Annotated in this window: 25 protein-coding genes and 1 tRNA gene; 12 read left to right on the top strand and 14 right to left on the bottom strand. The window is 67.2% G+C overall.

What is annotated here, in order from left to right; genetic code table 11:
• The first annotated feature begins 67 nt into the window (after window positions 1–67).
• Entirely contained in the window at window positions 68–607 is a 540-nt protein-coding gene (locus OU996_RS19195; protein WP_267583184.1) for a thermonuclease family protein, read from the top strand.
• Window positions 608–1218: 611 nt separating this feature from the next.
• Here the strand turns inward: OU996_RS19195 and OU996_RS19190 are convergent.
• On the bottom strand, window positions 1219–1782 hold the full coding sequence (locus tag OU996_RS19190; protein ID WP_267583183.1) for a hypothetical protein: 564 nt from the start codon (window positions 1780–1782) through the stop codon (window positions 1219–1221).
• Between the two features lie 235 nt (window positions 1783–2017).
• On the opposite strand from OU996_RS19190, the gene OU996_RS19185 reads away from it, so the two are divergent.
• Window positions 2018–2665, top strand: a complete 648-nt coding sequence (locus OU996_RS19185; RefSeq protein ID WP_420712654.1) for a uracil-DNA glycosylase family protein — start codon at window positions 2018–2020, stop codon at window positions 2663–2665.
• 25 nt (window positions 2666–2690) lie between these two features.
• Here the strand turns inward: OU996_RS19185 and OU996_RS19180 are convergent, their stop codons facing one another.
• The 3 genes from OU996_RS19180 to OU996_RS19170 form a co-directional block, all read right to left on the bottom strand.
• On the bottom strand, window positions 2691–3440 hold the full coding sequence (locus OU996_RS19180; protein WP_420712653.1) for an ABC transporter permease: 750 nt from the start codon (window positions 3438–3440) through the stop codon (window positions 2691–2693).
• Window positions 3440–4162 (bottom strand): ABC transporter permease, encoded by a 723-nt coding sequence (locus tag OU996_RS19175; RefSeq protein ID WP_267583182.1) that lies wholly within the window; start codon window positions 4160–4162, stop codon window positions 3440–3442. The genes OU996_RS19180 and OU996_RS19175 overlap by 1 nt, the downstream gene beginning before the upstream one ends.
• A gap of 85 nt (window positions 4163–4247) precedes the next feature.
• Window positions 4248–5060: an ABC transporter substrate-binding protein gene (locus OU996_RS19170; protein ID WP_267583181.1), complete on the bottom strand. Its 813-nt coding sequence runs from the start codon at window positions 5058–5060 to the stop codon at window positions 4248–4250.
• A 254-nt stretch (window positions 5061–5314) separates the two neighbouring features.
• Between OU996_RS19170 and OU996_RS19165 the strand changes: the two genes are divergently transcribed.
• On the top strand, window positions 5315–6514 hold the full coding sequence (locus OU996_RS19165) for an Mrp/NBP35 family ATP-binding protein (protein ID WP_267583180.1): 1200 nt from the start codon (window positions 5315–5317) through the stop codon (window positions 6512–6514).
• A gap of 7 nt (window positions 6515–6521) precedes the next feature.
• Here the strand turns inward: OU996_RS19165 and OU996_RS19160 are convergent, their stop codons facing one another.
• Window positions 6522–7349, bottom strand: a complete 828-nt coding sequence (locus OU996_RS19160; RefSeq protein WP_267583179.1) for an isocitrate lyase/PEP mutase family protein — start codon at window positions 7347–7349, stop codon at window positions 6522–6524.
• A gap of 257 nt (window positions 7350–7606) precedes the next feature.
• Here OU996_RS19160 and OU996_RS19155 point away from each other — a divergent pair, with 257 nt between their 5' ends.
• The 3 genes from OU996_RS19155 to OU996_RS19145 all read left to right on the top strand — a co-directional run bounded on the left by OU996_RS19155 (window position 7607) and on the right by OU996_RS19145 (window position 11095).
• Window positions 7607–8698, top strand: coding sequence for a TRAP transporter substrate-binding protein (locus tag OU996_RS19155; RefSeq protein WP_267583178.1), 1092 nt, complete (start codon window positions 7607–7609; stop codon window positions 8696–8698).
• A gap of 123 nt (window positions 8699–8821) precedes the next feature.
• Window positions 8822–9946 carry a TRAP transporter substrate-binding protein gene (locus OU996_RS19150; protein ID WP_267583177.1) on the top strand — a complete coding sequence of 375 codons (1125 nt, stop codon included), beginning with the start codon at window positions 8822–8824 and terminating at the stop codon, window positions 9944–9946.
• A 48-nt stretch (window positions 9947–9994) separates the two neighbouring features.
• On the top strand, window positions 9995–11095 hold the full coding sequence (locus OU996_RS19145) for a TRAP transporter substrate-binding protein (protein ID WP_267583176.1): 1101 nt from the start codon (window positions 9995–9997) through the stop codon (window positions 11093–11095).
• A 72-nt stretch (window positions 11096–11167) separates the two neighbouring features.
• Here OU996_RS19145 and OU996_RS19140 read toward each other — a convergent pair whose 3' ends face one another.
• From OU996_RS19140 to moaA, 3 genes are all read right to left on the bottom strand, one after another.
• Window positions 11168–12091: a DMT family transporter gene (locus OU996_RS19140; RefSeq protein WP_267583175.1), complete on the bottom strand. Its 924-nt coding sequence runs from the start codon at window positions 12089–12091 to the stop codon at window positions 11168–11170.
• A 114-nt stretch (window positions 12092–12205) separates the two neighbouring features.
• A complete protein-coding gene (locus tag OU996_RS19135; RefSeq protein WP_267583174.1) occupies window positions 12206–13396 on the bottom strand; it encodes an MFS transporter in 1191 nt (396 codons plus the stop codon).
• Window positions 13397–13547: 151 nt separating this feature from the next.
• The gene (moaA, locus tag OU996_RS19130) at window positions 13548–14534 is read right to left on the bottom strand and encodes a GTP 3',8-cyclase MoaA (protein WP_267585761.1); all 987 of its coding nucleotides are present in this window, start codon (window positions 14532–14534) and stop codon (window positions 13548–13550) included.
• Window positions 14535–14855: 321 nt separating this feature from the next.
• On the opposite strand from moaA, the gene OU996_RS19125 reads away from it, so the two are divergent.
• Window positions 14856–15236 carry a DUF971 domain-containing protein gene (locus OU996_RS19125; protein WP_267583173.1) on the top strand — a complete coding sequence of 127 codons (381 nt, stop codon included), beginning with the start codon at window positions 14856–14858 and terminating at the stop codon, window positions 15234–15236.
• Window positions 15237–15350: 114 nt separating this feature from the next.
• Here the strand turns inward: OU996_RS19125 and OU996_RS19120 are convergent, their stop codons facing one another.
• Window positions 15351–15944: a L,D-transpeptidase gene (locus tag OU996_RS19120; RefSeq protein WP_267583172.1), complete on the bottom strand. Its 594-nt coding sequence runs from the start codon at window positions 15942–15944 to the stop codon at window positions 15351–15353.
• A gap of 172 nt (window positions 15945–16116) precedes the next feature.
• Window positions 16117–17211, bottom strand: coding sequence for a polysaccharide pyruvyl transferase family protein (locus OU996_RS19115; RefSeq protein WP_267583171.1), 1095 nt, complete (start codon window positions 17209–17211; stop codon window positions 16117–16119).
• A gap of 393 nt (window positions 17212–17604) precedes the next feature.
• Here OU996_RS19115 and OU996_RS19110 point away from each other — a divergent pair, with 393 nt between their 5' ends.
• The gene (locus OU996_RS19110) at window positions 17605–18249 is read left to right on the top strand and encodes an outer membrane protein (protein ID WP_267583170.1); all 645 of its coding nucleotides are present in this window, start codon (window positions 17605–17607) and stop codon (window positions 18247–18249) included.
• A 120-nt stretch (window positions 18250–18369) separates the two neighbouring features.
• Here the strand turns inward: OU996_RS19110 and OU996_RS19105 are convergent, their stop codons facing one another.
• Window positions 18370–18885: an SRPBCC domain-containing protein gene (locus tag OU996_RS19105; protein WP_267583169.1), complete on the bottom strand. Its 516-nt coding sequence runs from the start codon at window positions 18883–18885 to the stop codon at window positions 18370–18372.
• A gap of 105 nt (window positions 18886–18990) precedes the next feature.
• Between OU996_RS19105 and OU996_RS19100 the strand changes: the two genes are divergently transcribed.
• Window positions 18991–19911: a LysR family transcriptional regulator gene (locus OU996_RS19100; protein WP_267583168.1), complete on the top strand. Its 921-nt coding sequence runs from the start codon at window positions 18991–18993 to the stop codon at window positions 19909–19911.
• A gap of 19 nt (window positions 19912–19930) precedes the next feature.
• Here the strand turns inward: OU996_RS19100 and OU996_RS19095 are convergent.
• Both OU996_RS19095 and OU996_RS19090 read right to left on the bottom strand, forming a co-directional pair.
• Window positions 19931–20005: transfer RNA gene (locus OU996_RS19095), tRNA-Val, on the bottom strand.
• Between the two features lie 122 nt (window positions 20006–20127).
• Complete coding sequence (locus OU996_RS19090) at window positions 20128–20817, bottom strand: HAD-IA family hydrolase (RefSeq protein WP_267583167.1); 690 nt, start codon at window positions 20815–20817, stop codon at window positions 20128–20130.
• A gap of 169 nt (window positions 20818–20986) precedes the next feature.
• Here OU996_RS19090 and OU996_RS19085 point away from each other — a divergent pair, with 169 nt between their 5' ends.
• The 3 genes from OU996_RS19085 (at window position 20987) to OU996_RS19075 (ending at window position 22988) form a co-directional block, all read left to right on the top strand.
• A complete protein-coding gene (locus OU996_RS19085; RefSeq protein WP_267583166.1) occupies window positions 20987–21511 on the top strand; it encodes a hypothetical protein in 525 nt (174 codons plus the stop codon).
• Window positions 21512–21681: 170 nt separating this feature from the next.
• Window positions 21682–22398: a ribose-5-phosphate isomerase RpiA gene (gene rpiA, locus OU996_RS19080; RefSeq protein WP_267583165.1), complete on the top strand. Its 717-nt coding sequence runs from the start codon at window positions 21682–21684 to the stop codon at window positions 22396–22398.
• 23 nt (window positions 22399–22421) lie between these two features.
• The gene (locus tag OU996_RS19075; protein WP_267583164.1) at window positions 22422–22988 is read left to right on the top strand and encodes a DUF2059 domain-containing protein; all 567 of its coding nucleotides are present in this window, start codon (window positions 22422–22424) and stop codon (window positions 22986–22988) included.
• A gap of 89 nt (window positions 22989–23077) precedes the next feature.
• On the opposite strand, the gene OU996_RS19070 is transcribed toward OU996_RS19075, so the two are convergent.
• Window positions 23078–24589: a tripartite tricarboxylate transporter permease gene (locus tag OU996_RS19070; RefSeq protein WP_267583163.1), complete on the bottom strand. Its 1512-nt coding sequence runs from the start codon at window positions 24587–24589 to the stop codon at window positions 23078–23080.
• Between the last annotated feature and the right edge of the window lie 4 nt (window positions 24590–24593).

Here is a 24593-nt window from a genome sequence, read left to right as displayed (position 1 = left end):
CTCGCTCCTGCGCCAAGCCAGCCCTTGGGCGTGCCCAAGACAAGACCCGCGGCGCCGGGATGACGCCATGCGGCCGCCGCGGCTGACCTATCGCCGCCCTCCCGGCGGGCGCGGCTGGCGGCGCAGCACCTGGGGCTCGCTGGTGGTCGCGCTGGCGCTGGTCGGCGTGGCGCTGCTGGTCGAACGCGTCGTGCCGCCGCTTACCGGCGCGGTGCGGGTGGCGGATGGCGACAGCCTTGTCGTCGACGGCGAGCGAGTGCGGCTCGACGGCATCGACGCGCCGGAACTCCACCAGTCCTGTGGCGCGCCGGGGAAGGAATGGCCCTGCGGCACCCGCGCCAAGGCGGCGCTGGAGGCCATCGTCTCAGAGGGCGCGGTGAGCTGCCGCCCGGTGGACGAGGACCGCTATGGCCGCGCCGTGGCGATTTGCGGTGTCGGGGCGGACGATCTCGGGGCGCGGCAGGTCGCGGAGGGCTGGGCGCTGGCCACCGGCCTTGCCTATCAGCGTGAAGAGGCGCAGGCGCGGGCGGCGGGGAAAGGCATTTGGTCCGGCCCCTTCGACCCGCCGGCACAGTGGCGCGAACGCCATCCCCGCCCGCCCTCGTGAGGGCGGGTGCGTCGTCATCCCGGACGGCCGGACGGCCGATCCGGGATCGCGCCGCGTGAAGACTTGCACGCGATCCCGGCTCTGCGCGCTGCGGAGCCTGCCCTTGGGCTTGCCGAAGGCAAGACCCGAGGGGCCGGGATGACGAGGGACTCCCATCCTTGCCGTCATTCCCGGGCTTGCCCCTGGAATCCACGATGTCGGCCGGGAGCGTCGGATGGGACGTCGTGGATGGCCGTTAGCGGCCTGTGGCCCCTCACGTCATCCCGGACGGCCGGCAGGCCGATCCGGGATCGCGGGCCGCGTTGAGCCTTGCCCGCGATCCCGGCTCTGCGCGCTGCGGAGCCTGCCCTTGGGCTTGCCGAAGGCAAGACCCGAGGGGCCGGGATGACGCGGGACACCCCACCCTTGCCGTCATCCCCGGGCTTGACCCGGGGATCCATGACGTCGGCCGGGAGCGTCGCAGGGACGTCGTGGGTGGCCGGGTCAAGCCCGGCCATGACGTCGGAGAGGATGAGGAGCGCGCTCTGCGCGTCGCGTCGGCCGGGAGGGCGACGGCTGGCGCTGTGCCGCGTGTGACCCGGCGCAGCGTCCGGCGATGATCGCCGCCGCCCTCAGTGGCGGCGTTTCAGCCGGCCGTACCAGATGGCGGCGGTGACGGCGGCGCCGAGCGCCAGAAGGGTCAGGGTCAGAAGGGCTGCGTCGATCTCGTTATCGGCGTTCAGCGCCTCCTCGGAGGCATGGCGGTGTGCCTTGTCGATCACGCCGAGAATGGCACCGTCCAGTTCCACGAACAGGTCGTGCAGGGCGCCGCTGACACGGGCCTGGGCGTCGAACTCGCGGGGCGGGCTCTTCATCCAGTCATCATGCGCCTGAAGGAAGCGGGTGAGCCGCTCGCCGACCATCTCGGTCATGACCGGATCGCGCGCGAGTTCGGGAAGTTGCCGGTACTGCTCGAACAGCGCCAGCAGCTCCTGCCGGCGCTGGGCGGCGAGGCTTTCGGCCAGCGCGCGCTCATCATAGGACGGCGCCAAAGCGCGATAGGTTTCGGCGAGTCGCAGGCGGGCCGCGTGGCTGTCCATCTCGGCCAGCAGGCTGACCGCCGGCATCCAGGTTTCATGGATCGCCTCGATATGATGATCGATATGCCGGAGGATTCCGGCGACGATCGCGGCCACGCACGCGACGACCAGGGCGGCACCAACCGTGAGCGTGCGGACACGTCGTCGGATCGTCTCAGGTCGAGGCACGTTACGCTTCCCGAATCCAGCCTTGCGCAGACGCTACGCCGCGTCTGCCCGATAGTGGGACGACCCATTACCTTTCGGCAAGTGGGAGGCGCCACGGGCGGGCCACCCTGCCGGACCGCCCCACGGGCTTTCAGCCCGGCGCGCGCGCGCCTATCTACAGGCCATGTCCGATATGGCCGCCCCGCCCGAACGCCTCGACGACCTGCTCGCGCGCATCCGGGCGTGCCGGCTGTGTGTCGAGGCGCCGCGCGGGGTGGCGCTGCCACATGAACCGCGCCCGGTGCTGCATGTCGGGCCGACGGCGCGGCTGCTCATTGCCAGCCAGGCGCCCGGCACGAAGGTCCATGCCTCCGGCCGCTCCTTCGACGATGCCTCGGGCGACCGGCTGCGGGCGTGGCTCGGGCTCGACCGTGCCACTTTCTATGACGAGGGCCACGTCGCCATTGCCGCCATGGGCTTCTGCTTTCCCGGACAGGACGCCAAGGGGGGCGACCTGCCGCCGCGCCGGGAATGCGCCGGCCAGTGGCATGACCGCCTGTTCGCCGCGCGCGCGCCCTTCGACCTCATCGTCGCGGTGGGGGCGAGCGCGCAGGCCTATCATCTGCGCCGGCTGGGGCTGGAGCGTTTCGCCCGCGGCGGGCTGACCGAGCGGGTGATGGCGTGGCGGGAGATCTGGGAGGCGCGCACCGCCCCGCGTGTGCTGCCGCTGCCGCACCCCTCCTGGCGCAACACCGGCTGGCTGAAGCGCCACCCCTGGTTCGAGGCGGAGCTGCTTCCGGTGCTGCGGGCCGAGGTGGCGCGGCTGGTGTGAGGCCGGCAGGCCTCCGCGCGGTGCCTCAGCGCGAGACCAGCAGATGCCGGTTGAGCCGTCGCTCCAGCACGTCCCACACCCGGCGGACGATCTCGACCATGATGAGATAGAGCGCCGCCGCCCAGAGATAGACCTCCATGTCGTAGGAGCGCGAGAAGGCGAGGCGGGTGACGCCCATCAGGTCATAGACCGTGATGACCGAGGCGATGGCGCTCGACTTGATCATCAGGATCAGCTCATTGCCGAGCGGGCGCAGGCCGATGGCGAAGGCCTGCGGCACGATCACCTTGCGATAGGCCAGCACGCGGGTGAGGCCGAGCGCCTGCGCGCCCTCCATCTGGCCGACCGGCAGGCTCTGTATGGCGCCGCGCAGGATTTCCGACTGATAGGCGGCGGTGTTGAGCGTGAAGGTCAGCACCGCGCAGTTGAAGGCGTCGCGGAAGAACCACCACAGCCCGACCTCGGTGAGCGCCTCGCGGAACTGGCCGGCGCCGTAATAGATCAGGAAGGTCTGCGCCAGCAGCGGCGTGCCGCGGAAGAAATAGGAATAGCCGAAGGACAGGCCGGAGAGCAGCTTGCCGCCCTCGATGCGGGCGATGGCCAGCGGCCAGGCGAGCAGCGCGCCGATGCCGACCGAGACGATGACGAGCTGCAGCGTCACCCACACGCCATCAAGAAAGCGCAGGCCGTAGCGCCCCATCAGATCGCTGTTGAGGCCGATGAGGCCCATCAGCGAGAGGAAGCCGGCGCCGATCATGTCGATAAACGCCTGCATCAGTGGCCTCCCACGCGCTTGAAGCCACGGGAGGCGCGCGCCTCCAGCCGGGTGAAGACGATGCTCGATAGGCCGGAGAACACCAGATAGATCAGGCAGGCGACGAGGTAGAAGAAGAAGGGCTGCTTGGTCACGCCGACCGCGATGGCGGTCTGGCGCATCAGATCGGTGATGGCGATCACCGAGACCAGCGAGGTGTCTTTCAGCAGCACCATCCAGTTGTTCGACAGGCCGGGCAGCGCCACGCGCCAGAGCTGCGGGAAGGTGACCAACCGGAACACCCGGAACTTCGACAGGCCGAGCGCGGCGGCGGCTTCCTTCTGCCCGCGCGGCACGGCGCGGATGGCGGCGAGCAGCACCTCGCTGGAGAAGGCGCCGAGCACGAGGCCCAGCGCGGCGACGCCGGCGACGAACTGGTTCACCTCGACATGCGCGCCTTCGACGAAATAGCCGGCGATGCGGGTGAGCAGCATCTGCCCGCTATAATAGACGATGAACAGCGTGAGCAGTTCGGGCAGGCCGCGGAACACGGTGGTGAAGAGGTTGCCGGAAGCGCGCAGCAGCCAGTTCGGCGAATCCTTCGCCAGCGCCACGGCAAGGCCGATGGCGATGCCGATCGGCAAGGTGACGACGGCGAGCTCGATGGTGACGAGCGCGCCCGCGAGAATTTCGTCCCCCCACCCGTCCGGGCCGAAGGAGATGAGGCGTAGGAGGTCCAGCATCGAAAGGGGCGCGCTCCGCGTTCGGCCCAGGGATCAGCCCATCGGTCAGGCGCCGTCCCGGAAGGCCCGGAACGGCGCGGCGCGCTCAGTAGACGCTGAAGGGGAAATACTTGTCGTTGATGGTCTTGTAGGTGCCGTCGGCGCGGATCTCCTCGATCGCCTTGTTGAACATGGCGACCAGCTCCGGGTCATCCTTGCGGATACCAACGCCCACGCCCTCGCCGAAATATTTCGGGTCGGTGTATTCGGCGCCGGTGAACTTGCAGCAGGCGCCATCCTTGGTGGCGAGCCATTCCATCAGCACGACCTTGTCGGCCAGAATGCCGTCGAGGCGGCCACTGGCGAGGTCGAGATTGGCCTCGTCCTGCTTGCCATAGAGCTTCACCTCGGCGCCGGCCTTGCCGTACACGTCCTCGAGATAGTTGGAATGGATGGTCGAGGCCTGCGCGCCGAGCACCTTGCCCTTGAGCGCGGCCGGCGAGGTGTCGGTGATCTTGGAGTCCTTCGGCACGGCGAAGGTGGCCGGGGTCTTGTAGTACTTCTTGGAGAAGGCGATCTGCTTCTGCCGCTCTTCCGTGATCGACATGGAGGCGACGATGGCGTCGTATTTGCCGGCGAGCAGCGCCGGGATGATGCCGTCCCAGTCCTGCGCCACGAAGGTGCAGGTCACCTTCATCTTCGCGCAGAGCGCCTTGGCGATGTCGATGTCGAAGCCCTTGAGCTCGTTGTTCTCGATATAGTTGAAGGGCGGGTAGGCGCCCTCCGTGCCGATGCGGACGGTCTTCCACTCCTTGGCGGAGGCCGCGTCCATGCCGACAGTGCCGACGATGGCTGGGGCGACGAAGAACGCCGCGGCGGCGAACAGGCGCGACAGGGCCCGGCGGGTAACGAAGCTCATGATAGTCCCCTCTGACTTGTGTCGTCCGGTTGTTGGTTTTCTTACCGGCAGCTCATGCTGGCATTAATTCCAAATATAGCGCAACGGGGGCTGCTTCATTCCTAGTCAGAAAGTCGCTGTGGACGTTCCATGGGCATTGCGCCGTCCATTGAGCGCATCAATCACGCAACGACTGGCGCCGGGTTGACGCTTGCCTATCTGTGGTGTCTCACGGGTGAAACACCGTTTGGAACATGTCCAGCGAGGAGACGATCATGGCGACGGCAGACGAGGTTCGCGCGCGGCTGGCTCAGGTCTCGGCGCCGGACGGTCGGCCGGTGACGGAGACCGGCGCGCTCTCCGACATCCTCGTGTCCAACGGCAAGGTCTATATGTCGATCACCGTGGACGCGGGCGAGGCGAAGGCCTGGGAGCCGGTGCGCGCGGCAGTGGAACGCACGGTGCGCGGCACGCCCGGAATCACCTCCGCGCTGGTCGCGCTGACCGCCGAGCGTAAGGGCGGGGCGGCGCCCGCCGGCGGCACGTCCACCCAGCCGGTGCGCGTTTCCGGCCAAGGTGGCCATTCCCATGAAGGCCATTCGCATGAAGGCCATTCGCATGCCGGGCATTCTCACGCTCAGCCGCCGGCCGATCCGCAGAAGGAATCCTCCGGCCTGCCCGGCGTCGGCGCCATCATCGCCGTGGCTTCCGGCAAGGGCGGCGTCGGCAAGTCGACGCTGGCCGCCAATCTCGCCCTCGGCCTTGCTGCCACCGGGCTGAAGGTCGGCCTGCTCGACGCCGATATTTACGGCCCCTCCGTGCCGCGCCTCATGGGGCTGCGCGGCAAGCCGGAGGTGAATGGGCGGATGATCCAACCCATGCAGGCCTTCGGCCTCAAGGTCATGTCCATCGGCTTCCTGGTGGACGAAGAGACCCCGATGATCTGGCGCGGGCCGATGGTGATGTCCGCCATCAGCCAGCTGCTGAAGGAAGTGAACTGGGCGCCGCTCGACATCCTCGTGGTCGACATGCCGCCCGGCACCGGCGACGCGCAGCTCACCATGGCGCAGCAGGTGCCGCTGGCCGGCGCGGTGATCGTCTCCACCCCGCAGGATCTCGCGCTGATCGACGCGCGGCGCGGCATCGCCATGTTCCAGAAGGTCAACGTGCCCGTGCTCGGCATCGTCGAGAACATGAGCTACTTCATGTGCCCGCATTGCGGCGGCCGCTCCGACGTGTTCGGTCATGGCGGCGCGCGGCACGAGGCGCAGCGTTTCGGCGTGCCCTTCCTCGGCGAGGTGCCGCTGCACCTGTCGATCCGCGAGACCTCGGACGCCGGCCGCCCGATCACCGCGACGGCGCCCGACAGTCAGGAGGCGCAGATCTACCGCAGCATCGCCAATTCCGTGCGCGAAGCCCTCGCCGGCCGCCGCAACGCCGCCCGCCCGGCCCCGCGCATCGTCATGGAGGGGTGAGGGGAAGTCATCCCCGCTCCTCGAATGGCGCAAAGAACGCCTCGATCTCGGCAAAGCCCATTGTCCGGTCGAGAAAATCGAACCGCCCGTCCCGCAGCATGTCGCGCGCGGTGCGGGCGGTCTCGCCATAGGCCAGCCGGGCGAGGCTGGAGCCGATGCTGATGCGCTTTACGCCGGCCTCTGCCAGTTCATCGCGCGTGAAGCGCGCCGGGCCGATGCCCACCACCACATTGACCGGCCGGGACACCGCCGCGCAGACGGTGCGAATGGCCTCAAGGCTGGGCAGGCCGGGGGCGTAGAGCACGTCGGCGCCCGCCGCCTCGAAGGCAAGGAGCCGGGCGATAGTGTCGTCGAGATCCGGGCGTCCCCAGAGGTAGTTTTCCGCGCGGGCGGTCAGCACGAAATCCGCCGGCAGGTTGTCGCGCGCTTCGGCCGCGGCGGCGATGCGCTCGGTGGCAAGCGACAGGTCATAGATCGGCGCGGCCGGGTCACCGGTGTGATCTTCCAGCGAGCCGCCCGCCAGCCCGAGGGCGGCGGCGGCGCGGATGGTCTGCGCGCTGCTCTCCGGGCTGTCGCCCAGCCCCTTTTCCAGATCTGCCGACACCGGCAGATCGGTGGCACGCACCATGATCGCGCAATGGTCGAGGATCATCTGCGGCGTGAGCTTGCCGTCGGCGACGCCCAGGGAGAAGGCCAGCCCCGCGCTGGTGGTGGCAAGGGCGCGATAGCCGAGCGTCGCCATGATGCGCGCCGTGCCGACATCCCACGGGTTCGGAATGATGAACGCACCGGGCGCGTGATGCAGCGCCCGAAAGGCCTCGCCCTTGCCGGTCATCTCATGGCCCTCGTTACCAATGCCGCGACGGTAGATTACAGATACGAACAAAACAAGAACAATCTTGCCGAAGACCGTTCTCGCGCGATCTCGTGCTGTTTTCGGGGGGCGGGGCACCCCTCGACAAAAGGCGCACATTCCGCGCCGTTGCGTTGCGGAAATCCGTGGCGTACCAGTTAGGTCGAACAGAAAATCGTGTGTGGAAGCGCGCCAATGCGCCAACCGCGCCGTGAGGAAATCCCATCAGGAGAGACAGCATGAAGCGCCGTCAGTTCTTGGCCGCCGCCGGCACCGGTGCGGCTGCCGCCACCACCATCGCCGCGCCGGCCATCGCCCAGTCCGCCCCCGACATCAAATGGCGCCTCGCCTCCAGCTTCCCGAAGTCGCTCGATACCATCTATGGCGGCGCGGACGTCATGTCGAAGATGGTCTCCGAACTGACCGACGGTAAGTTCCAGATCCAGGTCTTCGCGGCCGGTGAGATCGTGCCCGGCCTGCAGGTGCTCGACGCCGTGCAGAACAACACGGTCGAGATGTGCCACACCGTCTCGTATTATTTCGTCGGCAAGGATCCGACCTTCGCGGTGGCCGCCTCGGTGCCGTTCGGCCTGAATGCCCGCCAGCAGAACGCCTGGCTGTACCAGAATGGCGGCAATGAGCTCTTCAACGAGTTCTACAAGAAGTACAACGTGTTCGGCATGCCCTGCGGCAATACCGGGGCGCAGATGGGCGGCTGGTTCTCCAAGGAGATCAAGACCGTCGCCGACATGAACGGCCTGAAGATGCGCATCGGTGGCATCGCCGGGCAGGTGATGGCCAAGCTCGGCGTGGTGCCGCAGCAGATCGCCGGCGGCGATATCTATCCGGCGCTGGAAAAGGGCACGATCGACGGCGCCGAGTGGATCGGCCCCTATGACGACGAGAAGCTCGGCTTCTACAAGGTGGCGAAGTTCTACTACTATCCCGGCTGGTGGGAAGGTGGCCCGACCATCCACGCCTTCGCCAATCTCGAAAAGTACAACGAGCTTCCCAAGCCCTACCAGGCGGCGCTGCGGGCGGCCTCGACCTATGCCAACACCATCATGCAGGCGCGCTACGACGTGCAGAACCCCCCGGCGATCAAGCGCCTGGTGGCCAATGGCACGCAGCTTCGCCCCTACCCAACGGAAGTCATGGAAGCCTGCCTGAAGGCGACCAACGAGCTCTGGGCGGAGATTTCCGCCAAGAACCCGGACTTCAAGAAGGTTATCGACACCATGCAGGCCTTCCGCAATGAAGAGAATCTGTGGTGGCAGGTGGCCGAATACACCTTCGACAGCTTCCAGATCCGCACCCGCCCGCGCGGCTGAGGCGAGGTCACGACAACCAACCGAATGCAATGCCCGGGGGTCTCTCCCGGGCATTGTCATGTGATGCGGCTGTAACGGGGTTGCGGTTGCATCGCCCGGCGGGAAGTGACAGGAAAAGCCGCCATGACACAGCAGTCTCCGAAAGGCGCGGCGCTCGGGCGTCGGACCGTCCTGCGCGGCGCGGGTCTCGCGACCACCGCCGCCGTCACCGCCATTGCGGCGCCCGCCATCGCCCAGAGCGCGCCGCAGGTGCGCTGGCGCCTCACCTCCAGCGTGCCCAAGGTGCTGGACGCGATCTTCGGCGCCAATGAGCTGGTGTCGAAATATGTGAGCGAGGCGACCGACGGGCGCTTCGTCATCCAGAACTACGCCGCCGGCGAGATCGTGCCGGGCCTTCAGGCGCTCGACGCGGTGCAGAACGGCACGGTCGAGGTCGCGCAAACCCCGCTTTATTACTATCTCGGCAAGGATCCGAGCTTCGCCTGCTTCACCACCGTGCCCTTCGGTCTCAATGCCCGCCAGCAGAACGCCTGGTACTACCATGGCGGCGGGCGCGAGCTGCAGGACGAGGTGCTGGCGAAATACAACCTCGTCGGCTTCCTCGGCGGCAATACCGGCACCCAGATGGGCGGCTGGTTCCGCAAGGAAGTGAAGGACGTCGCCGACTTCAAGGGGCTGAAATTCCGCATCGGCGGCATTGCCGGGCAGGTGGTCGCCAAGCTCGGCGTCGTGCCGCAGCAGATCGCGCCGGGCGACATCTATGCCGCGCTGGAAAAGGGCACGATCGACGCCTGCGAATGGGTCGGCCCCTATGATGACGAGAAGCTCGGCTTCGTGAAGGTCGCGCCCTATTACTACTATCCCGGCTGGTGGGATGGCGGGCCGACGATGAACGTCATCGTCAACCGGGCGAAGTGGAACGAACTGCCCAAGCCGTATCAGGCAATCTTCGAGGCGGCGACCGCCTATGCCAATGCCGACATGCTGGCGAAGTACGACGCCCGCAACCCTGCGGCGCTGCGCCGGCTGGTGGCGGCGGGCGCGCAGCTTCGCCCCTTCCCGCAGAGCTTCATCGACGCCTCCTACACCGCGACAACCGAGCTCTATGCCGAGATCGGCGCCAAGAATGCCGGCTTCAAGAAGATCATGGATTCGCTCCTCGCCTTCCGTAACGAGGAGTATCTGTGGTGGCAGGTTGGCGAATACCCCTATGACGGCTACATGATCCGCGCCCGCACCAAGGGCTGAGGCACGGCTGCCCGCGCGGCCGCGCCAAGAAAAGCAGAAGGAACCGCTATGACGACCTCGACGTCCCGCCGCCGCCTGCTGAAGGGCGCGGGCCTTGCCGCAGCCGCCTCGACGCTGGCCGCGCCCGCCATCGCCCAGAGCGCGCCGCAGATCCGCTGGCGCCTGACCTCGAGCTACCCCAAGACGCTCGACACCATCTATGGCGCCTCGCTGCTGCTGTCGAAATATGTCGGCGAGGCCACCGATGGGCGCTTCACCATCGACGTCTTCGCCCCCGGCGAGATCGTGCCCGGCCTGCAGGCATTCGACGCGGTGCAGAACCGCACGGTCGAGATGGGCCAGACAGCTCTCTATTACTATATCGGCAAGAACCCGGCCTTCGCGCCCTTCACCACGATGCCCTTCGGGCTCAATGCGCGGATGCAGACGGCGTGGCTCTACCATGGCGGCGGCAACGAACTGCAGAACGCCTTCCTCGCCAAGTCCGGCGTCATCGGTTTTGCCGGCGGCAATACCGGCGCGCAGATGGGCGGCTGGTTCCGCAAGGAGATCAAGTCGGTCGAGGATATCAAGGGACTGAAGATGCGCCTGCCGGGCCTTGCCGGCCAGGTGCTCTCGCGCCTCGGCCTCGTGCCGCAGAATCTCGCCGGCGGCGACATCTACCCGGCGCTGGAGAAGGGCACGATCGACGCGGCCGAGTTCGTCGGGCCGGTGGATGACGAGAAGCTCGGCTTCAACCGCGTCGCGCCCTATTACTACTATCCCGGCTGGTGGGAGGGTGGCCCGACCATCCATTTCGTCGCCAATCTCGCGGCGTGGAACGAGCTGCCGCGCGCCTATCAGGCGGCGTTCGAGGCGGCCTCGGCCTATGCCAATGCCGACATGCTGGCCAAGTATGACGCGCGCAACCCCGGCGCGCTGCGCCGGCTGGTGGCGGGCGGCGCCCAGCTGCGCCCGTTCCCGGCGGACCTGATGGACGCCGCCTACAAGGAAAACACCGCGCTGATGGGCGAGATCTCCGCCAAGAACGCGGACTTCAAGACGATCTACGACTCGATGCTGGCATTCCGCAACGAGGAGTATCTGTGGTGGCAGGTCGGCGAGTATCCGTATGACGGCTACATGATCCGCGCCCGCACGCGCGGCTGATCGCCCATACGCCTGAAACGACACGGGCCGCCCCAAGGGCGGCCCGTTTTCATTCTGGCAGGCACGTGAGGATCAGGCCGCCTTGCGCGGCTCGTCCGGCAGGGTGTCGAGCACCGGCGTGGCGACGACATGCGGGGCCGGGCGGTGCTGGCTCATGGAGAACAGCCCGGCGGCCATGATGACGGCCATGCCGATGAGCGAGACGAAGTCCGGCATGGCGTGGAACACGGCGGCGGAAATGCCGACCGAGCACACCACCGCCGCATAGCGGAAGGGCGCGATGGCGGCGGGATCATTGCCGCGGAAGGCGGCGATGGTGAGCATGTGCCCGCCAATGAGCGAGATGCTGCCGGCGAGCAGATAGCCCAGCGTCATCAGGTCGAGCGCCTGCCAGTCCTCCACCGTGCTGCCGGCGAAGCCGATCAGCATGCCGATGCCGGCGGTGGCGAAGGTGACGACCAGCGTCGGCACATGCGCACCGATGCGGCCGGTGACGAAATCGCGGATGGCGATGAGCAGGGCGGCGCCCAGCGGCAGCAGCGCCATCGGATCGAAGGCCGAGCTGCCCGGCTTGACGATCAGCGTGACGCCGACGAAGCCGACGCCCACCGCGACCCATTCCAGCGGCCGGATGCGCGAGCCGAAGAACAGCACCGCCGCCGCCATGGTGGCGAGCGGAGCGACCTGAATGATGGCGGTCGCGTCGGCAATGGACATGGAAACGATGGCGGTGATGAACAGCATCGCCACGATGGCTTCCAGCACGCCGCGCAGCAGCACCCGCGCATCGAACGCGTAGCGCAGCATCCCGGTCTCGCGCTTCCACGCCATGATCGCGACCAGGAAGCTGATCGCCATCACCCCGCGCAAAGCGAGGATCTGCGAGGGCGGGATATGCGCCAGCGCGAGCTTGGAGAAGGCGTCATTGGCGGCAAAGACGCAGGAGCCGGCGATCATCAGGAGGATGCCGCGGCGCAGAAGGGTCGAGGGGTGCATGGGAACGCGAAAGCCGAAAGAGGTGAAGGCGTATAAGGGCTCGCCGATCGCGTCGGAATAAAGACGAGATCTTACGCAAAGCTGTTTTCGGCTCCGCGTTACTTGCGGGTCAGCTCAGCACTCTTCGCATGCCGGGGCTTCCGCGGCGCTGACGAGGCCACCATCGCGCCGCTCCAGCGCCTGCGAGACCATGCACAGGCCGAGCGCGCCGACCGCCAGCGCCGCGCCAACCCATGGCAGTTCCGCATAGCCGATGCCGACCGTGATCGCCGCGCCGCCGATCCAAGCGCCGGCGGCATTGCCGAGGTTGAAGGCGCCCTGATTGAGCGTCGAGGCAAGGTTCGGCGCGCCCACAGCCGCGTCGACCACACGGGTCTGGATCGGCGGCACCACGGCGAAGACGAGGATGCCCCACACAAAGACGGTGGCGATGGCGGCCACCACGACGGCGCTGGTGAACACCATGGCGACCATCACGACGGTGAGGCCGATGAAGCTCGCCATCAGCGAGGGCATCAGCCGCCAGTCGGCGAGGCGCCCGCCAAGGATGTTGCCGATGGTGATGCCGACACCGAACAGCAGCAGCACATAGGTGACGGTGTGCGGGGTGAGGCCGGTGACCTCGCGCAGCAGCGGCGCGATATAGGTGAAGACGGTGAACAGGCTCGCCGAGGCCAGCACACTCATCAGCATGGTCAGCACCACTTGCGGGCGCTTCAGCACGGCGAATTCGCGCAAGATGTTGCCGGCGCTGTGGGGAATGTCGCGGGGCACCCAGAGCGCGATGGCGCTGACCGCGAGAATGCCGATCGCGACCACCGCCCAGAAGGTGGAGCGCCAGCCCCAGGCTTGGCCGAGCGCGGTGCCGAGGGGCACGCCCAGCACATTGGCCAGCGTCAGCCCCGCGAACATCAGCGCGATGGCGCTGGCGCGCTGGTTCACCGGCACGAGGCTCGCCGCCACCACCGCGCCGATGCCGAAGAAGGCGCCGTGGCAGAAGGCGGTGACGACGCGCGCGGCCATCAGGAACCAGTAATCCGGCGCGATGGCGCACAGGAAATTGCCGAGCACGAACATGCTGGCAAGGCCCATCAGTGTCGCCTTGCGCGGCAGGGAATTGGTGATGATGGCGACGATGGGCGCGCCGACCACGACGCCGAGCGCATAGCCCGTGACCAGCAGCCCCGCCGCCGGAATGGAGACGCCGAGATCGGCGGCCACCTCGGGCAGCAACCCCATAATGACGAATTCAGTGGTGCCAATGCCGAAGGAAGCCATGGCCAAAGCCAACAGCGGGAGCTGCATGGTCTATCACGCCCGGAAAAGAGAATCAGGAGGAAGCTAGGTAGCTCTACGGATGGCCGAGAGCTATGCACATCCTGTTGCAGCGCAGCAATAAAGCGTGGCGGGAAGCACCCATGCGGCAGGCGGGCAGCAGGCGGGGAGGGCGGCGGGCTCAGCCGCCGGTAACGCTCATGTGCCGGCGCAGCGCGGGCGGGCGGCCGGGACGGTCGATCACGAAATCGTGGCCCTTCGGCTTGCGGAAAATCGCGTCGTCCAGCGCGGCGTGCAGCCGGTCGTCGCTCTCGGAGGCGCGCAGCGGGGTGCGCAGGTCGGCCGCGTCGTCCTGGCCGAGGCACATATAGAGCGTGCCGGTGCAGGTGACGCGCACCCGGTTGCAACCCTCGCAGAAATTATGCGTCAGCGGCGTGATGAAGCCGAGCCGGCCGCCGGTCTCCTTGATCGAGACGTAGCGTGCCGGGCCGCCGGTGCGGAACGGGATGTCCTCCAGCGTCCAGCGCTCTGCCAGCCTCTCGCGCACGGTGGAGAGCGGCAGATACTGGTCGAGCCGCTCGGCCCCGGTCTCGCCCAGCGGCATGACCTCGATGAGCGAGATGTCCATGCCGCGCCCATGCGCCCATTCGATGAGGGCGGGGATTTCCGCCTCGTTATCGCCGGCCAGCGCGACGGCGTTGAGCTTCACATGGATGCCGGCGTTCTGCGCGGCGTCGATGCCGGCGAGCACCTTGGACAGGTCGCCCCAGCGGGTGAGGGCGCGGAACTTCGCCGGGTCCAGCGTGTCGAGCGAGACATTGATGCGCTTGACGCCGCAGGCCGCGAGATCGCCGGCGAAACGGGCGAGCTGCGAGCCATTGGTGGTGAGGGTGAGTTCCTCCAGCGCGCCCGAATCGAGGTGGCGCGAGAGCGAACGGAACAGCGTCATCACGTCCCGGCGCACCAGCGGCTCGCCGCCGGTGAGGCGCAGCTTCTTCACCCCGCGCACGACAAAGGCGGAGCACAGGCGGTCCAGCTCCTCCAGCGTCAGCAGTTCGGGCTTGGGCAGGAACGTCATGTGTTCCGCCATGCAGTATACACAGCGGAAATCGCACCGATCGGTGACGGAGACGCGCAGATAGCTGACGGCGCGGCCGAACGTGTCCATGAGCGGGGCGCGCGGCGCCTCCCGCTGGAACTGGTCGATGATGACTTCCGGTCGGCTCACGCTGGGCTCCCGAGACGCCGCCCCCTGGTGGGTTAAGTGGCGTCAATTTCTATCATTTCTAATCGGTCCGCCGTACCGTGCCAAGGCGCTGAACCCTATCGGGCGATTGCCGGAGCCACTTGACGGTCACTTGACGGTGAGGTCTTCCCGGCCCGCATGCTGGCGCTTGGCTCGCGCACCTTGCCTCGCCCCACCTTGGCGAGCGGCCCGCCCGCCTCTATGTGGGAGGCGCACGCGCAGGGACAAGCAAGGGGACACGCCATGACCGACGCCTGGCCGACCGAGATCAAGATCCACAAGGACAAGGGTGCCCTGACCATCGCCTTCGAGGATGGCGCCAATTTCACGCTGAGCGCGGAATATCTGCGGGTCGAAAGCCCCTCGGCCGAGGTTCAGGGCCATTCCCCGGCCGACCGCCAGCTGGTCTCCGGCAAGCGCGAGGTACGCATTCAGGAGGTAATCCCGGTCGGCAATTATGCGGTGCGGCTGATCTTCGACGACGGCCACTCGACCGGCATCTACACCTGGGACACGTTCCACCAGCTCGGCCGCGAGCACCCGACGCGCTGGCCGCGCTACCAGCAGGAACTCGCCGCCAAGAACCTCTCCCGCGACCTGCCGGGGACGGTGCGCCGGCACTGATGAATCAGCGCCGTCATCCCGGCCGAAGGCAAAGCCGGAGAGCCGGGATCGCCCTCCATTCCCGTGACGATCCCGGACCGGCCTGCGGCCGTCCGGGATGACGTTTAGCCAGCGTCAGTTCAGCACGATGACCTTGGTGCCGACATTCACCCGGCTGTAGAGGTCGGTGACGTCGTCATTGGTCATGCGGAAACAGCCCGAGGACACCGCCTGGCCGATCGTCTCGGGCTCGTTCGAGCCGTGGATGCGGTAGAGCGAGGAACCCAGATACATGGCGCGCGCGCCGAGCGGGTTGTCGATGCCGCCGGGCATGTAGCGCGGCAGATCGGGGCGGCGCTGCAGCATCTGCGGCGGCGGGGTCCAGCCCGGCCATTCGGCCTTGCGGGTAATGGTCTTCACGCCCGACCAGCGGAAGCCGTCGCGGCCGACGCCGATGCCGTATTTCAGCGCCGTGCCGTTTGGCTGCACCAGATAGAGCCGGCGCTCGGCGGTGTTCACCACGATGGTGCCGGGCGCATAGGGGCCCTCATAGCGCACGGTGGTGCGGCGGATCGGCGATCCGCCATAGCCGCTCTTCGGGCCGATGCCGAAATCATACGGCTTGGGAAACACATTGCTCAAAGCCAGGGTCTGCGCGGAAGCCGGCGCGGCCCCCATCCACCCCAGCGCGGCGACCAGCGCCACCGCTGCCCACTTCGTCACTCGCATCCTGACCTCTCGGCTCACTGCGCCGGCATGCGCGTCAACCCCTGACGCTGTGCCGAGCCTTGCCGATTGTTGCCGCATCGGCAGCCATCCGTCGATGCTTTGAATTTTGAAATAATGCTATGGCGGCTGGTTGCGGCCCCAACGTCCGCCGTCACCGCCGGTTTATGGCGCGCTATGGCGCGGCGGCCACACCCCTCGCCGTCGTGCGGACCGGCTTCGGGCTGCCGGCCTTGTCGTCGCGCCTGAGCTGCGTGACATCGTGCTGGAGCACCAAAGAGCGAATGACCGGGTGATCCCAGACGCTGCCGCCGGGCGGGGCCTCCAATGGGGCGGGCGCGACGGGCAGGGCGTCGAGCAGCGCATCGGCGTCCCTGAGGTCGATGGGGCGCCAGTTTGCGTCGATATCGGCCATCAGCCGTCCCCAATCGGTTGCCCGCGTGCGCGGCTGGCCGAAGGCGCGCAGCGTCTCCCGCCCCATGCCGCGGTAGAGATCGACGATGCGCAGATCGACATTGCCATCGGGCTCCAGCGCCAGGTCGATCGGGCCGGGCGTGTCGCCCTGCGGTGAGAAATACAGGCACGGAATGCCGTAGCTCTCGGCGATGACCATGCCGTGCAGGCTGGTGGAGACGATGCGCTCGCAGGCGCGGATCTCGTCGATCTTGTCGCGCACCCCGTCGATCGTGATGGGCGTGACGGTGGTGATGAGGTGGACGTCGTCCGTGAATTCCGCCGGCACGACATAGCGCAGGTCCGCCGCGTGCGGGTGAGCCTCATAGTCCCGGTCGGCCAGTTCGGAGAGATGCAGGATGCAGCCGAGCTTCCATTTTTTCCTGACCGGTGCCGCGTAAAATTGCGGCAGCAGCCAGACCGGGTCGCCATGGATGCCGCTGCCCGTGCCGCCGCCATTCAGAAGCCTTTCCGATACCGGGCCGCGCGTTGCCCGCACATGGAAGCGGCTGTCGGGCGAGGGAAGGAAGGGCTGGCGCTCGGCGCCCTTGCCGGGGTTCAGCCAGTTCGAGCAGCCGGTGCCCCAGAAATACACGTCGCCGCCGGCGAAGCCGTGGCCGATGGTGCCCACCGCCGCCATGCGGGGCGAACTCGACTTGGTGGGCACGCGATGTACCGGCAGCCCGCCTGCCAGCGATACCATCACCGGGCTGAGAGCATCGCCGAAATTGAGATAATTCATCTGCATAGTCGAACCAGCCCATCCCAGCGGAATGCTGCCGTTCTCTCGGGCGATATCGTCGATCAAGCCGCGCATGGAACCTCCACAGGGTGTTCGGGGTTGATGCGCGACTGTGCGACTACTTTGGGGGATGGGGCAATGCGTAGCGAAATACCATGACATCGGGTGACCCTCACGCCGGAAATACAACCTGAGCGTGGGGCAATGCGGTGCGGCAAGTCCGGGCCGATCGGTGGGGTCGTCTGGTCGGGTTAATAAAACCTTGCTGGTGCCGTTGGTCGATTAGTAATCATTGAAGCAAAATCTAAGCATTATCGTACCATATCCAGGTATCATGATGCTATTTGCGTATGTAATTGGCGTAATTTTGTTGTAAGTGAAATGTCTATCTGTGCTTTTCATGCACTAGTTGATGCTATTTCACGATGTTAGGCTTTGGCCAATATCGTAAACCTGAGGGGTCTCCCGATGCATAAGTTTTCACTCTCCGCGGTTGCAGTGGTGCTGATGGGCGGAACGGCCTTCGCGGCGGACCTCCCGGTCAAGGCGCCGGCGGCCTACATCGCCCCCGTTCCGGTCTTCACCTGGCAGGGCTTCTATATTGGCGCGAATGCCGGCTATGGCTGGGGCAGCTCGGACTTCGACAATGGCTTCGATCTCGGCGGCCAGGATGGCGCCATTGTCGGCGGCCAGATCGGCTATAACTGGCAGTGGGACAATGTGGTGTTCGGCATCGAGGCCGACCTGCAATACGCTGACCTGAACACCGGCTATGACTTCGTCGACGGCGGTTCGCTCAACAGCAGCATGGACTATTTCGGCACGGTGCGTGCCCGCCTCGGCTACGCCTTCGACATGTTCCTGCCCTATGTCACCGGCGGTCTCGCCTATGGCAAGAACGAGATCGACTTCAACTATCTCGCCGGCGGCGGTTCCGACAGCAACACCCATGTCGGCTACACGGTTGGCGCCGGCGCGGAATACGCCTTCTCGCCGAACTGGAGCGCCAAGGTCGAGTATCTGTGGACCGACCTCGGCAGCGAGGAATATCTCGGCCGCGATGTCGACGTGTCCTTCAGCTCCGTGCGGGCCGGCATCAACTACCGCTTCTGATCCGGTTCTCCGATCGGCCTTGTGGCCGATCTGCCGAGCCTGACGACCAACTCGCCCGGATGGACCGCTTCACGGCGGCACGTCCGGGCGATTTGTTTTGGGGCAGGGAAGGCTGTGCGCTCAGCGCTCGCTCTTGCGCTGGAGAGCAGCGGCCGCAAGTCCCTCCAGCCAATCCTGATGGCCATTGATCATCGGGTTGGGCTTGGCGCGGGCGAGTTCCTCGGCCGGCTTTCCCCTTTGCGTTTCCTGCGTGAGGATGCGCACGCGGCCGCCCGGCAGATCCTCGACGAGCCAGGCGTGATGAACGTCCAGTCTCGCATCGCCCGCGCCAGCCCAGCCATGCCAGGCGACGCGGCCGGGCTGCCCGTTGTGTGGCGAGACGAACTCGACCACCTCTGCCTCGACCGGGAAGCCGAAGGTCTCGAAATAGAACCGCGTGCCGTCCGCCAGCTCGGGGCCCTTGCCGTCATAGAATCGAATATTGGCGGAGTTGGCATAGTAGCTCGGCCAAAGCGGGGCGGTGGCCAGCAGAGGCCAGACATCGGCGGCGCCGAGGCCCGCCACGATCACTTCATTGGACGCGAAATTGTCGGTGAAGCCGGGCAGATAATCCTGCGGCCAGGTGATCTCCTGCATGTTGTTTCTCCTGCGGGTTGCGCCCGCTCCATCCATTCTCTGTTGCGTGCCTAGCAGGAGAGTTAGATATAGCGCCAATAATGCATCGAGATCAGGCTCATCATTTTGACGGATATCAGAGAACTCGACCTGAACCTCCTGCGCGCGCTCGATGCGCTGCTGGACGAACGCAGCGTGACGCGCGCGGCCGAGCGTCTCGGCCTGACCCAGCCGGCGGTGAGCGGGATGCTGACGCGGCTGCGCGCCAGCTTCGGTGATCCGCTGTTCGTCCGCACGCGGCGCGGTATCGTGCCGACCGCACGCGCCGGCGAACTGGCTCCGGCGGTGAAGCAGATCCTCGCCGACATTGCCGGTCTGATGGAGCTTCCGCTCTTCGATCCGGCGAGTGCGGACCTGACGGTCTCCATCGCCGCCACCGACTATGCGCTCGACGCGGTGATCGTTCCGTTCATCGCCAGGCTGCGCAGGATGGCGCCAAACATGCGGGTGGCGGTCCGCCCGCTGGACGAGGCGCGCATCATTGACGAGTTCGAGCGGGGGGATATTGACCTCGCCCTCATGACGCCCGAGGCTGCGCCGCCCGAGCTTCATTTCCGGGCGCTCTTCGACGAGCATTATGTCGGCGTGCTGCGGGAGGGGCATCCCGATGGATCGGGGCCCGTGCTCGATCTCGCGCGGTTCTGTGCGCTCGACCACGCGCTGGTGTCGTTCACCGGGGACCGGTTTCGCGGCGTGGTCGATGCCGCCCTTGCGGGGCAGGGGCTCGAACGGCGCGTTGTGGTGACGCTGTCCAGCTTTCTCGCGCTTTTGCAGCTGGTGCGGAGCACCGACCTTATCGCGACCGTGCCGAGCCGGCTGGTCGCCGGCGTGCCCGGACTTGCGACCTTCCCGCCGCCCCTTGCCATTCCCGGCTTTACCAAGCTGGCCGTCTGGCACGCGCGCACCCATCGCAGCCCTGGCCATCGCTGGGTAAGGACGCAACTGTCGGAGGCCGTGGCTGGCCCGTCGCGGGATGGATCAGGCTGAGGGATGCCGAGGAAGGAAATGGTGGGCGATGCAGGGATTGAACCTGCGACCCCTCCCGTGTGAAGGGAGTGCTCTCCCGCTGAGCTAATCGCCCGTCTGGCCCGTCGCATCAGCGCCGGGCCGTCCGTCTCGTGCGGCGGGGGGGATTTAGTGTGCCGGGGTCGTGGGTGTCAAGCGCCCTTCGCCGTTCACCCACGGCCAATCATCCGCAGCCAATCACTGACGGCCAAGAAGCTGGGCCACGGTGCCGGGCAGCAGATCATAATGCTCGATCAGCACATCGCCCCCGAGTTCCGCCGCCGGCGTCTCGGTGTAGCCGAAGGGGACGACGATGCAGGGCACGCGGGCGTTCTTGGCGGTGAGAACGTCGGTCATGCTGTCGCCGACCATAATGGCGCGCGCCGCCGTGCCGCCCGCCCGCTCGATCGTGCCGATGAGATGGCCGGCATCGGGCTTGTGGACCGGGAAGGTGTCGGCTCCGGCGATCACCGCGAAACGGTCCGTGAGGTCCAGCCGATCGAGCAGCAGGCGCGAGAGATATTCCAGCTTGTTGGTGCAGACCGCGAGCGTGTGGCCCTGCGCGGCGAGCGTGTCGAGCGCGTCGAGCAGGCCGGGGAAGGGGCGGGATGAATCGGCGATGTGGGCGGCATAGTGCTCGAGGAAGAGATCGTAGAGCCGGTCGAATCGCTCCGGATCGACGCTCATCCCGGCGGCGGTGAGGCCACGATTGACGAGGGCGCGCGCGCCGGCGCCGATCATCTTGCGGGTCTCCTCGCGCGGCAGCGGCGGGGCGCCGGCATGATCGAGAACGACATCGAGCGTGTCGAGCAGGTCCGGGGCGGTGTCGACGAGGGTGCCGTCGAGATCGAAGGCGATGACGGCGGGGTGGTCGGTGGAAAGAGGCATGGTCGCTCCGTTGGGCATAAGTGGACGGGGGCGCCCGCCGCCGCGAGACGGAGCCTGCCGCTCATGCCTACAATCCTGCCGCTTTTCCTGTCCAGCGTGCCGCGTCCATCGGGCGCATGCCGCCCCGAGGGGATGAGTTGCCACGACTGGCCTGCGGGAGTGCATCCGTATGACGACGACGTTCCGACCGACGCTGCCGATCCTGACCTTCGCGCTCGGCGCGGCGCTGAGCCTCTTTGCGGCCGGACCCCTAAGCTTACCGGCGCTCGCGCAGGCCACGGGCGGGCAGGGGAGCGGTCAGGGGAGCACCCCGCCGGCGCCGGCTGGCGCCCCTGCGGTTCCGGCCGCCCCGTCGGCTGCGGCGAGCGGGCCCTTTGTGTTTGGCTCGCCCCCGTCGGCGCAGGCCAACCGCATTTATTCCGTGAATGTGCGCACGGGCGAGGTGAGCGCCTGCCAGTTCGAGCGGCCGGAGGGCAGCGTGGTCGGCGTCACCAAGTGTTTCCCGCGCGACGCCAGCGCCGGGCCGGGGCCCGCAGGCACCTATGACATGGTGACGACCCGCTATTCGGGCGAAACCGGCATCTTCCGTGTCAACGCCGTGACCGGGGAGATGAGCGTTTGCTATGTGCGCGACATGCCCCGCGAAGGCGGCGGCACGGAACCGGCCGTAGTATGCACGGCCCCGGCGCGCTGAGACGCGCGGCGGCGTGTCGCCTGTGAAAGCCCGCCGCTCATGAATGCGCCGCGTCTGAAGGCTTGCCGCTTTGCCGTTTCGGCGCTACCCACGCGGGTAACATCGACGGCTTCCAGAGAGCCGCCATACCGCTTCCGCCCGCGCCTTCACACCGACCTGAAAAGATCGCCATGTCCGACGCCCCACTGTCCGACGCCGAGACCCTCAAACGCCAGGCCGCCGCCCGCGCGCTGGAGCATGTGCGCTCCGGCATGAAGCTCGGGCTCGGCACCGGCTCGACCGCCAAGCACTTCGTCGAACTTCTGGCCGAGAAGGTGCAGCAGGGGCTCGAGGTGGTGGGCGTGCCGACCTCCGAGGTGACCAAGGCACAGGCCGAGAGCCTCGGCGTGCCGGTGGCGACGCTCGACGAGTACCCGATCCTCGACCTGTGCGTGGACGGTGCGGACGAGATCGGGCCGGACCTCACCCTGGTGAAGGGTGGCGGCGGCGCGCTGCTGCGCGAGAAGATCGTCGCCTCGGCGGCGCAGGAAATGTTCGTCATTGCCGATGCATCGAAGAGGGTGGCGCAGCTCGGCGCCTTCCCGCTGCCGATCGAAGTTGTGGATTTCGGCGTCGCCGCGACCCGCCGGGCGATCGAGCGCGCCGCGAAGGCCGCCGGCTGTCACGGCCTGCTGACCTTGCGCCGGCGGGCCGACGGCCATGTTTTCGTCACGGATCAGGGACACGTCATTCTCGATGCCGCCTATGGCGTCATTCCCGATCCCGCCGCGCTGGCGCTGGCCCTCTCGCAGGTGCCTGGCGTCGTCGAGCACGGGCTATTCATCAAGCTGGCGACCCGCGTCTTTCTTGCGGGCGCCGATGGCGTGACGGTCATAGACCGCGCGTGAAGCCGTTCTTCAGGGAGACAAGCATGCCGGTTGGTACGGGACGTTACGGGAAGCGCCTGCTCGGCGCCGGCATCGCGGCGCTGGTTCTGGCGACGGCGCCAGCGCTCGCCCAGCAGCCCGCCCCTTTCACCATGAGCCAGGCCGCCACCGCCCCGGCCAAGGTCGCCGAGCCGACGGCCGCGCAGCTCAAGCTGGCCAATGAACTGCTCACCGCCAATGGCGAGGCGGCGAGCTTCGACGCGCTGATCCCCGGCATCATCGAGCAGGCCGCCGCCAGCTTCGTGCAGGCGAATCCGGACCTCATCCGCGACCTGCGCGATGTCGCCAAGCAGCTCGTGCCGGAATATGAGAAGCGCCGCGGCGAGATCATCCAGATCCTGGCCCGCACCTATGCCCAGCAGTTCACCGAGGCCGAGTTGGGCGAATTGCTCACCTTCTACCGCTCGCCGGTCGGCAAGAAGCTGGTGGAGCGTCGCCAGCAGCTGCTCGATGATGGGCTGCGCGGTATCCAGGCGTGGAGCGCCAAGTTCTCCAAGGAGATGGAGAGCCGCGTGCGCGACGAGATGAAGAAGCGCGGCTTTACCATCTGACGCGCTGTCCACGGCACCACGCGGATAAAAAATGCCCGGCGCGCGCCGGGCATTTTGCTTTTCGGGCGGGGCCGTGATGGCGCCGAGGATCAGTCCTCGTCGCCGCCGACCGGAGCCTTGCGACCGGTGAGGATATAGAACAGCAGCGGCCCGAACAGGGCGAGCGCGGCCAGCGCGTAGAGCGTGACGGCGATGGGCGACTGGAACAGCACCATTGGGTCGCCGACGCTGATGGCGAGCGCCCGGCGCAGCTGCTGCTCGGCCAGCGGGCCGAGGATGAGGCCGACCACCACCGGGGCGATGGGGTAGTCGTAGCGCCGCAGCACATAGCCGAGCAGGCCGAAGATCAGCAGCATGCCCAGTTCGACCAGCGACGGGTTGGCGCCGAGGGTGCCGAGCGTCGCGAAGACCAGAATGCCGCCATAGAGCCACGGGCGCGGAATGGCGAGCAGGCGCACCCACAGGCCGACCAGCGGCAGGTTGAGAATGAGCAGCATGCCATTGGCGATGAACAGCGAGGCGATGAGGCCCCAGACGAGGTCCGGCGCTGTGGCGAACAGCAACGGGCCGGGATTGAGGCCGTATTGCTGGAAGCCGGCGAGCATGATCGCAGCGGTCGCCGAGGTTGGCAGGCCCAGCGTCAGCAGCGGGACCAGCACGCCCGCCGCCGCGGCATTGTTGGCGGCCTCCGGGCCGGCGACGCCCTCGATGGCGCCATTGCCGAACTCGTCCGGCTTGCGGCACAGGCGCTTCTCCAGCGCATAGGACAGGAAGGTCGGGATTTCCGCCCCGCCTGCCGGCATGGCGCCGATGGGGAAGCCGAGGAAGGTGCCGCGCAGCCACGGCTTCCAGGAGCGCTTCCAGTCCTCCTTGTTCATGAACACCGAGCCCTTGACCGGCTCGATCACCTCTTCCGCGCGAGAGCCGGCGGCGACCACCGAGAGCGTCTCGCCAATGGCGAACAGCGCGACGGCGAGCGTCGTGACCTCGACGCCGTCAAGCAGGTCCGGGATGCCGAAGGACAGGCGCGCCTGTCCGCTCTGCAGATCGATGCCGATGAGGCCGAGGGCGAGGCCGATGAACAGGCTGGTAAGGCCGCGCGTCACCGAGGAGCCGAAGGCGGCCGAAACCGTTGTGAAGGCCAGCACCATCAGCGCGAAATAGTCTTCCGGGCCGAAGGAGATGGCGATGTCGACCACGGTCGGAGCGATCAGCGCGAGGCCGATCGTGGCGATGGTGCCGGCAACAAACGAGCCGATGGCGGCGGTGGCGAGCGCGGGGCCGCCGCGGCCGGCGCGGGCCATCTTGTTGCCTTCCAGCGCCATGACGATGGAGGAACTTTCACCGGGTGTGTTCAGCAGGATGGAGGCGGTGGAGCCGCCATACATGCCGCCATAATAGATGCCAGCGAACATGATGAGCGAGCCGGCCGGGTCGAGCTTGAAGGTAATCGGCAGCAGCAGCGCCACGGTGAGCGCCGGGCCAATGCCGGGCAGCACGCCGACGGCGGTGCCGAGCATGACACCGATAAAGGCGAACAGAAGATTCATCGGCTGCAGGGCCACCATCAGGCCCTGATAGAGAGCGGCAAACGTATCCATTCCC

This window comes from Ancylobacter sp. SL191, from assembly GCF_026625645.1.
GTDB lineage: Bacteria > Pseudomonadota > Alphaproteobacteria > Rhizobiales > Xanthobacteraceae > Ancylobacter.
This window is presented reverse-complemented; position numbering and strand designations above follow the sequence as displayed.

Bases quoted from the DNA above. Each gene is read 5' to 3' on its own strand.
- OU996_RS19195 (WP_267583184.1), top strand. From the start codon at position 68: ATGCGGCCGCCGCGGCTGACCTATCGCCGCCCTCCCGGCGGGCGCGGC.
- OU996_RS19070 (WP_267583163.1), bottom strand. From the start codon at position 24,589: ATGGATACGTTTGCCGCTCTCTATCAGGGCCTGATGGTGGCCCTGCAG.
- OU996_RS19140 (WP_267583175.1), bottom strand. From the start codon at position 12,091: ATGCACCCCTCGACCCTTCTGCGCCGCGGCATCCTCCTGATGATCGCC.
- OU996_RS19185 (WP_420712654.1), top strand. From the start codon at position 2,018: ATGTCCGATATGGCCGCCCCGCCCGAACGCCTCGACGACCTGCTCGCG.
- OU996_RS19135 (WP_267583174.1), bottom strand. From the start codon at position 13,396: ATGCAGCTCCCGCTGTTGGCTTTGGCCATGGCTTCCTTCGGCATTGGC.
- OU996_RS19170 (WP_267583181.1), bottom strand. From the start codon at position 5,060: ATGAGCTTCGTTACCCGCCGGGCCCTGTCGCGCCTGTTCGCCGCCGCG.
- OU996_RS19110 (WP_267583170.1), top strand. From the start codon at position 17,605: ATGCATAAGTTTTCACTCTCCGCGGTTGCAGTGGTGCTGATGGGCGGA.
- OU996_RS19090 (WP_267583167.1), bottom strand. From the start codon at position 20,817: ATGCCTCTTTCCACCGACCACCCCGCCGTCATCGCCTTCGATCTCGAC.
- moaA (WP_267585761.1), bottom strand. From the start codon at position 14,534: ATGGACACGTTCGGCCGCGCCGTCAGCTATCTGCGCGTCTCCGTCACC.
- OU996_RS19075 (WP_267583164.1), top strand. From the start codon at position 22,422: ATGCCGGTTGGTACGGGACGTTACGGGAAGCGCCTGCTCGGCGCCGGC.
- OU996_RS19165 (WP_267583180.1), top strand. From the start codon at position 5,315: ATGGCGACGGCAGACGAGGTTCGCGCGCGGCTGGCTCAGGTCTCGGCG.
- OU996_RS19145 (WP_267583176.1), top strand. From the start codon at position 9,995: ATGACGACCTCGACGTCCCGCCGCCGCCTGCTGAAGGGCGCGGGCCTT.
- OU996_RS19150 (WP_267583177.1), top strand. From the start codon at position 8,822: ATGACACAGCAGTCTCCGAAAGGCGCGGCGCTCGGGCGTCGGACCGTC.
- OU996_RS19175 (WP_267583182.1), bottom strand. From the start codon at position 4,162: ATGCTGGACCTCCTACGCCTCATCTCCTTCGGCCCGGACGGGTGGGGG.
- OU996_RS19115 (WP_267583171.1), bottom strand. From the start codon at position 17,211: ATGCGCGGCTTGATCGACGATATCGCCCGAGAGAACGGCAGCATTCCG.
- OU996_RS19160 (WP_267583179.1), bottom strand. From the start codon at position 7,349: ATGACCGGCAAGGGCGAGGCCTTTCGGGCGCTGCATCACGCGCCCGGT.
- OU996_RS19155 (WP_267583178.1), top strand. From the start codon at position 7,607: ATGAAGCGCCGTCAGTTCTTGGCCGCCGCCGGCACCGGTGCGGCTGCC.
- OU996_RS19180 (WP_420712653.1), bottom strand. From the start codon at position 3,440: ATGCAGGCGTTTATCGACATGATCGGCGCCGGCTTCCTCTCGCTGATG.
- rpiA (WP_267583165.1), top strand. From the start codon at position 21,682: ATGTCCGACGCCCCACTGTCCGACGCCGAGACCCTCAAACGCCAGGCC.
- OU996_RS19085 (WP_267583166.1), top strand. From the start codon at position 20,987: ATGACGACGACGTTCCGACCGACGCTGCCGATCCTGACCTTCGCGCTC.
- OU996_RS19120 (WP_267583172.1), bottom strand. From the start codon at position 15,944: ATGCGAGTGACGAAGTGGGCAGCGGTGGCGCTGGTCGCCGCGCTGGGG.
- OU996_RS19105 (WP_267583169.1), bottom strand. From the start codon at position 18,885: ATGCAGGAGATCACCTGGCCGCAGGATTATCTGCCCGGCTTCACCGAC.
- OU996_RS19125 (WP_267583173.1), top strand. From the start codon at position 14,856: ATGACCGACGCCTGGCCGACCGAGATCAAGATCCACAAGGACAAGGGT.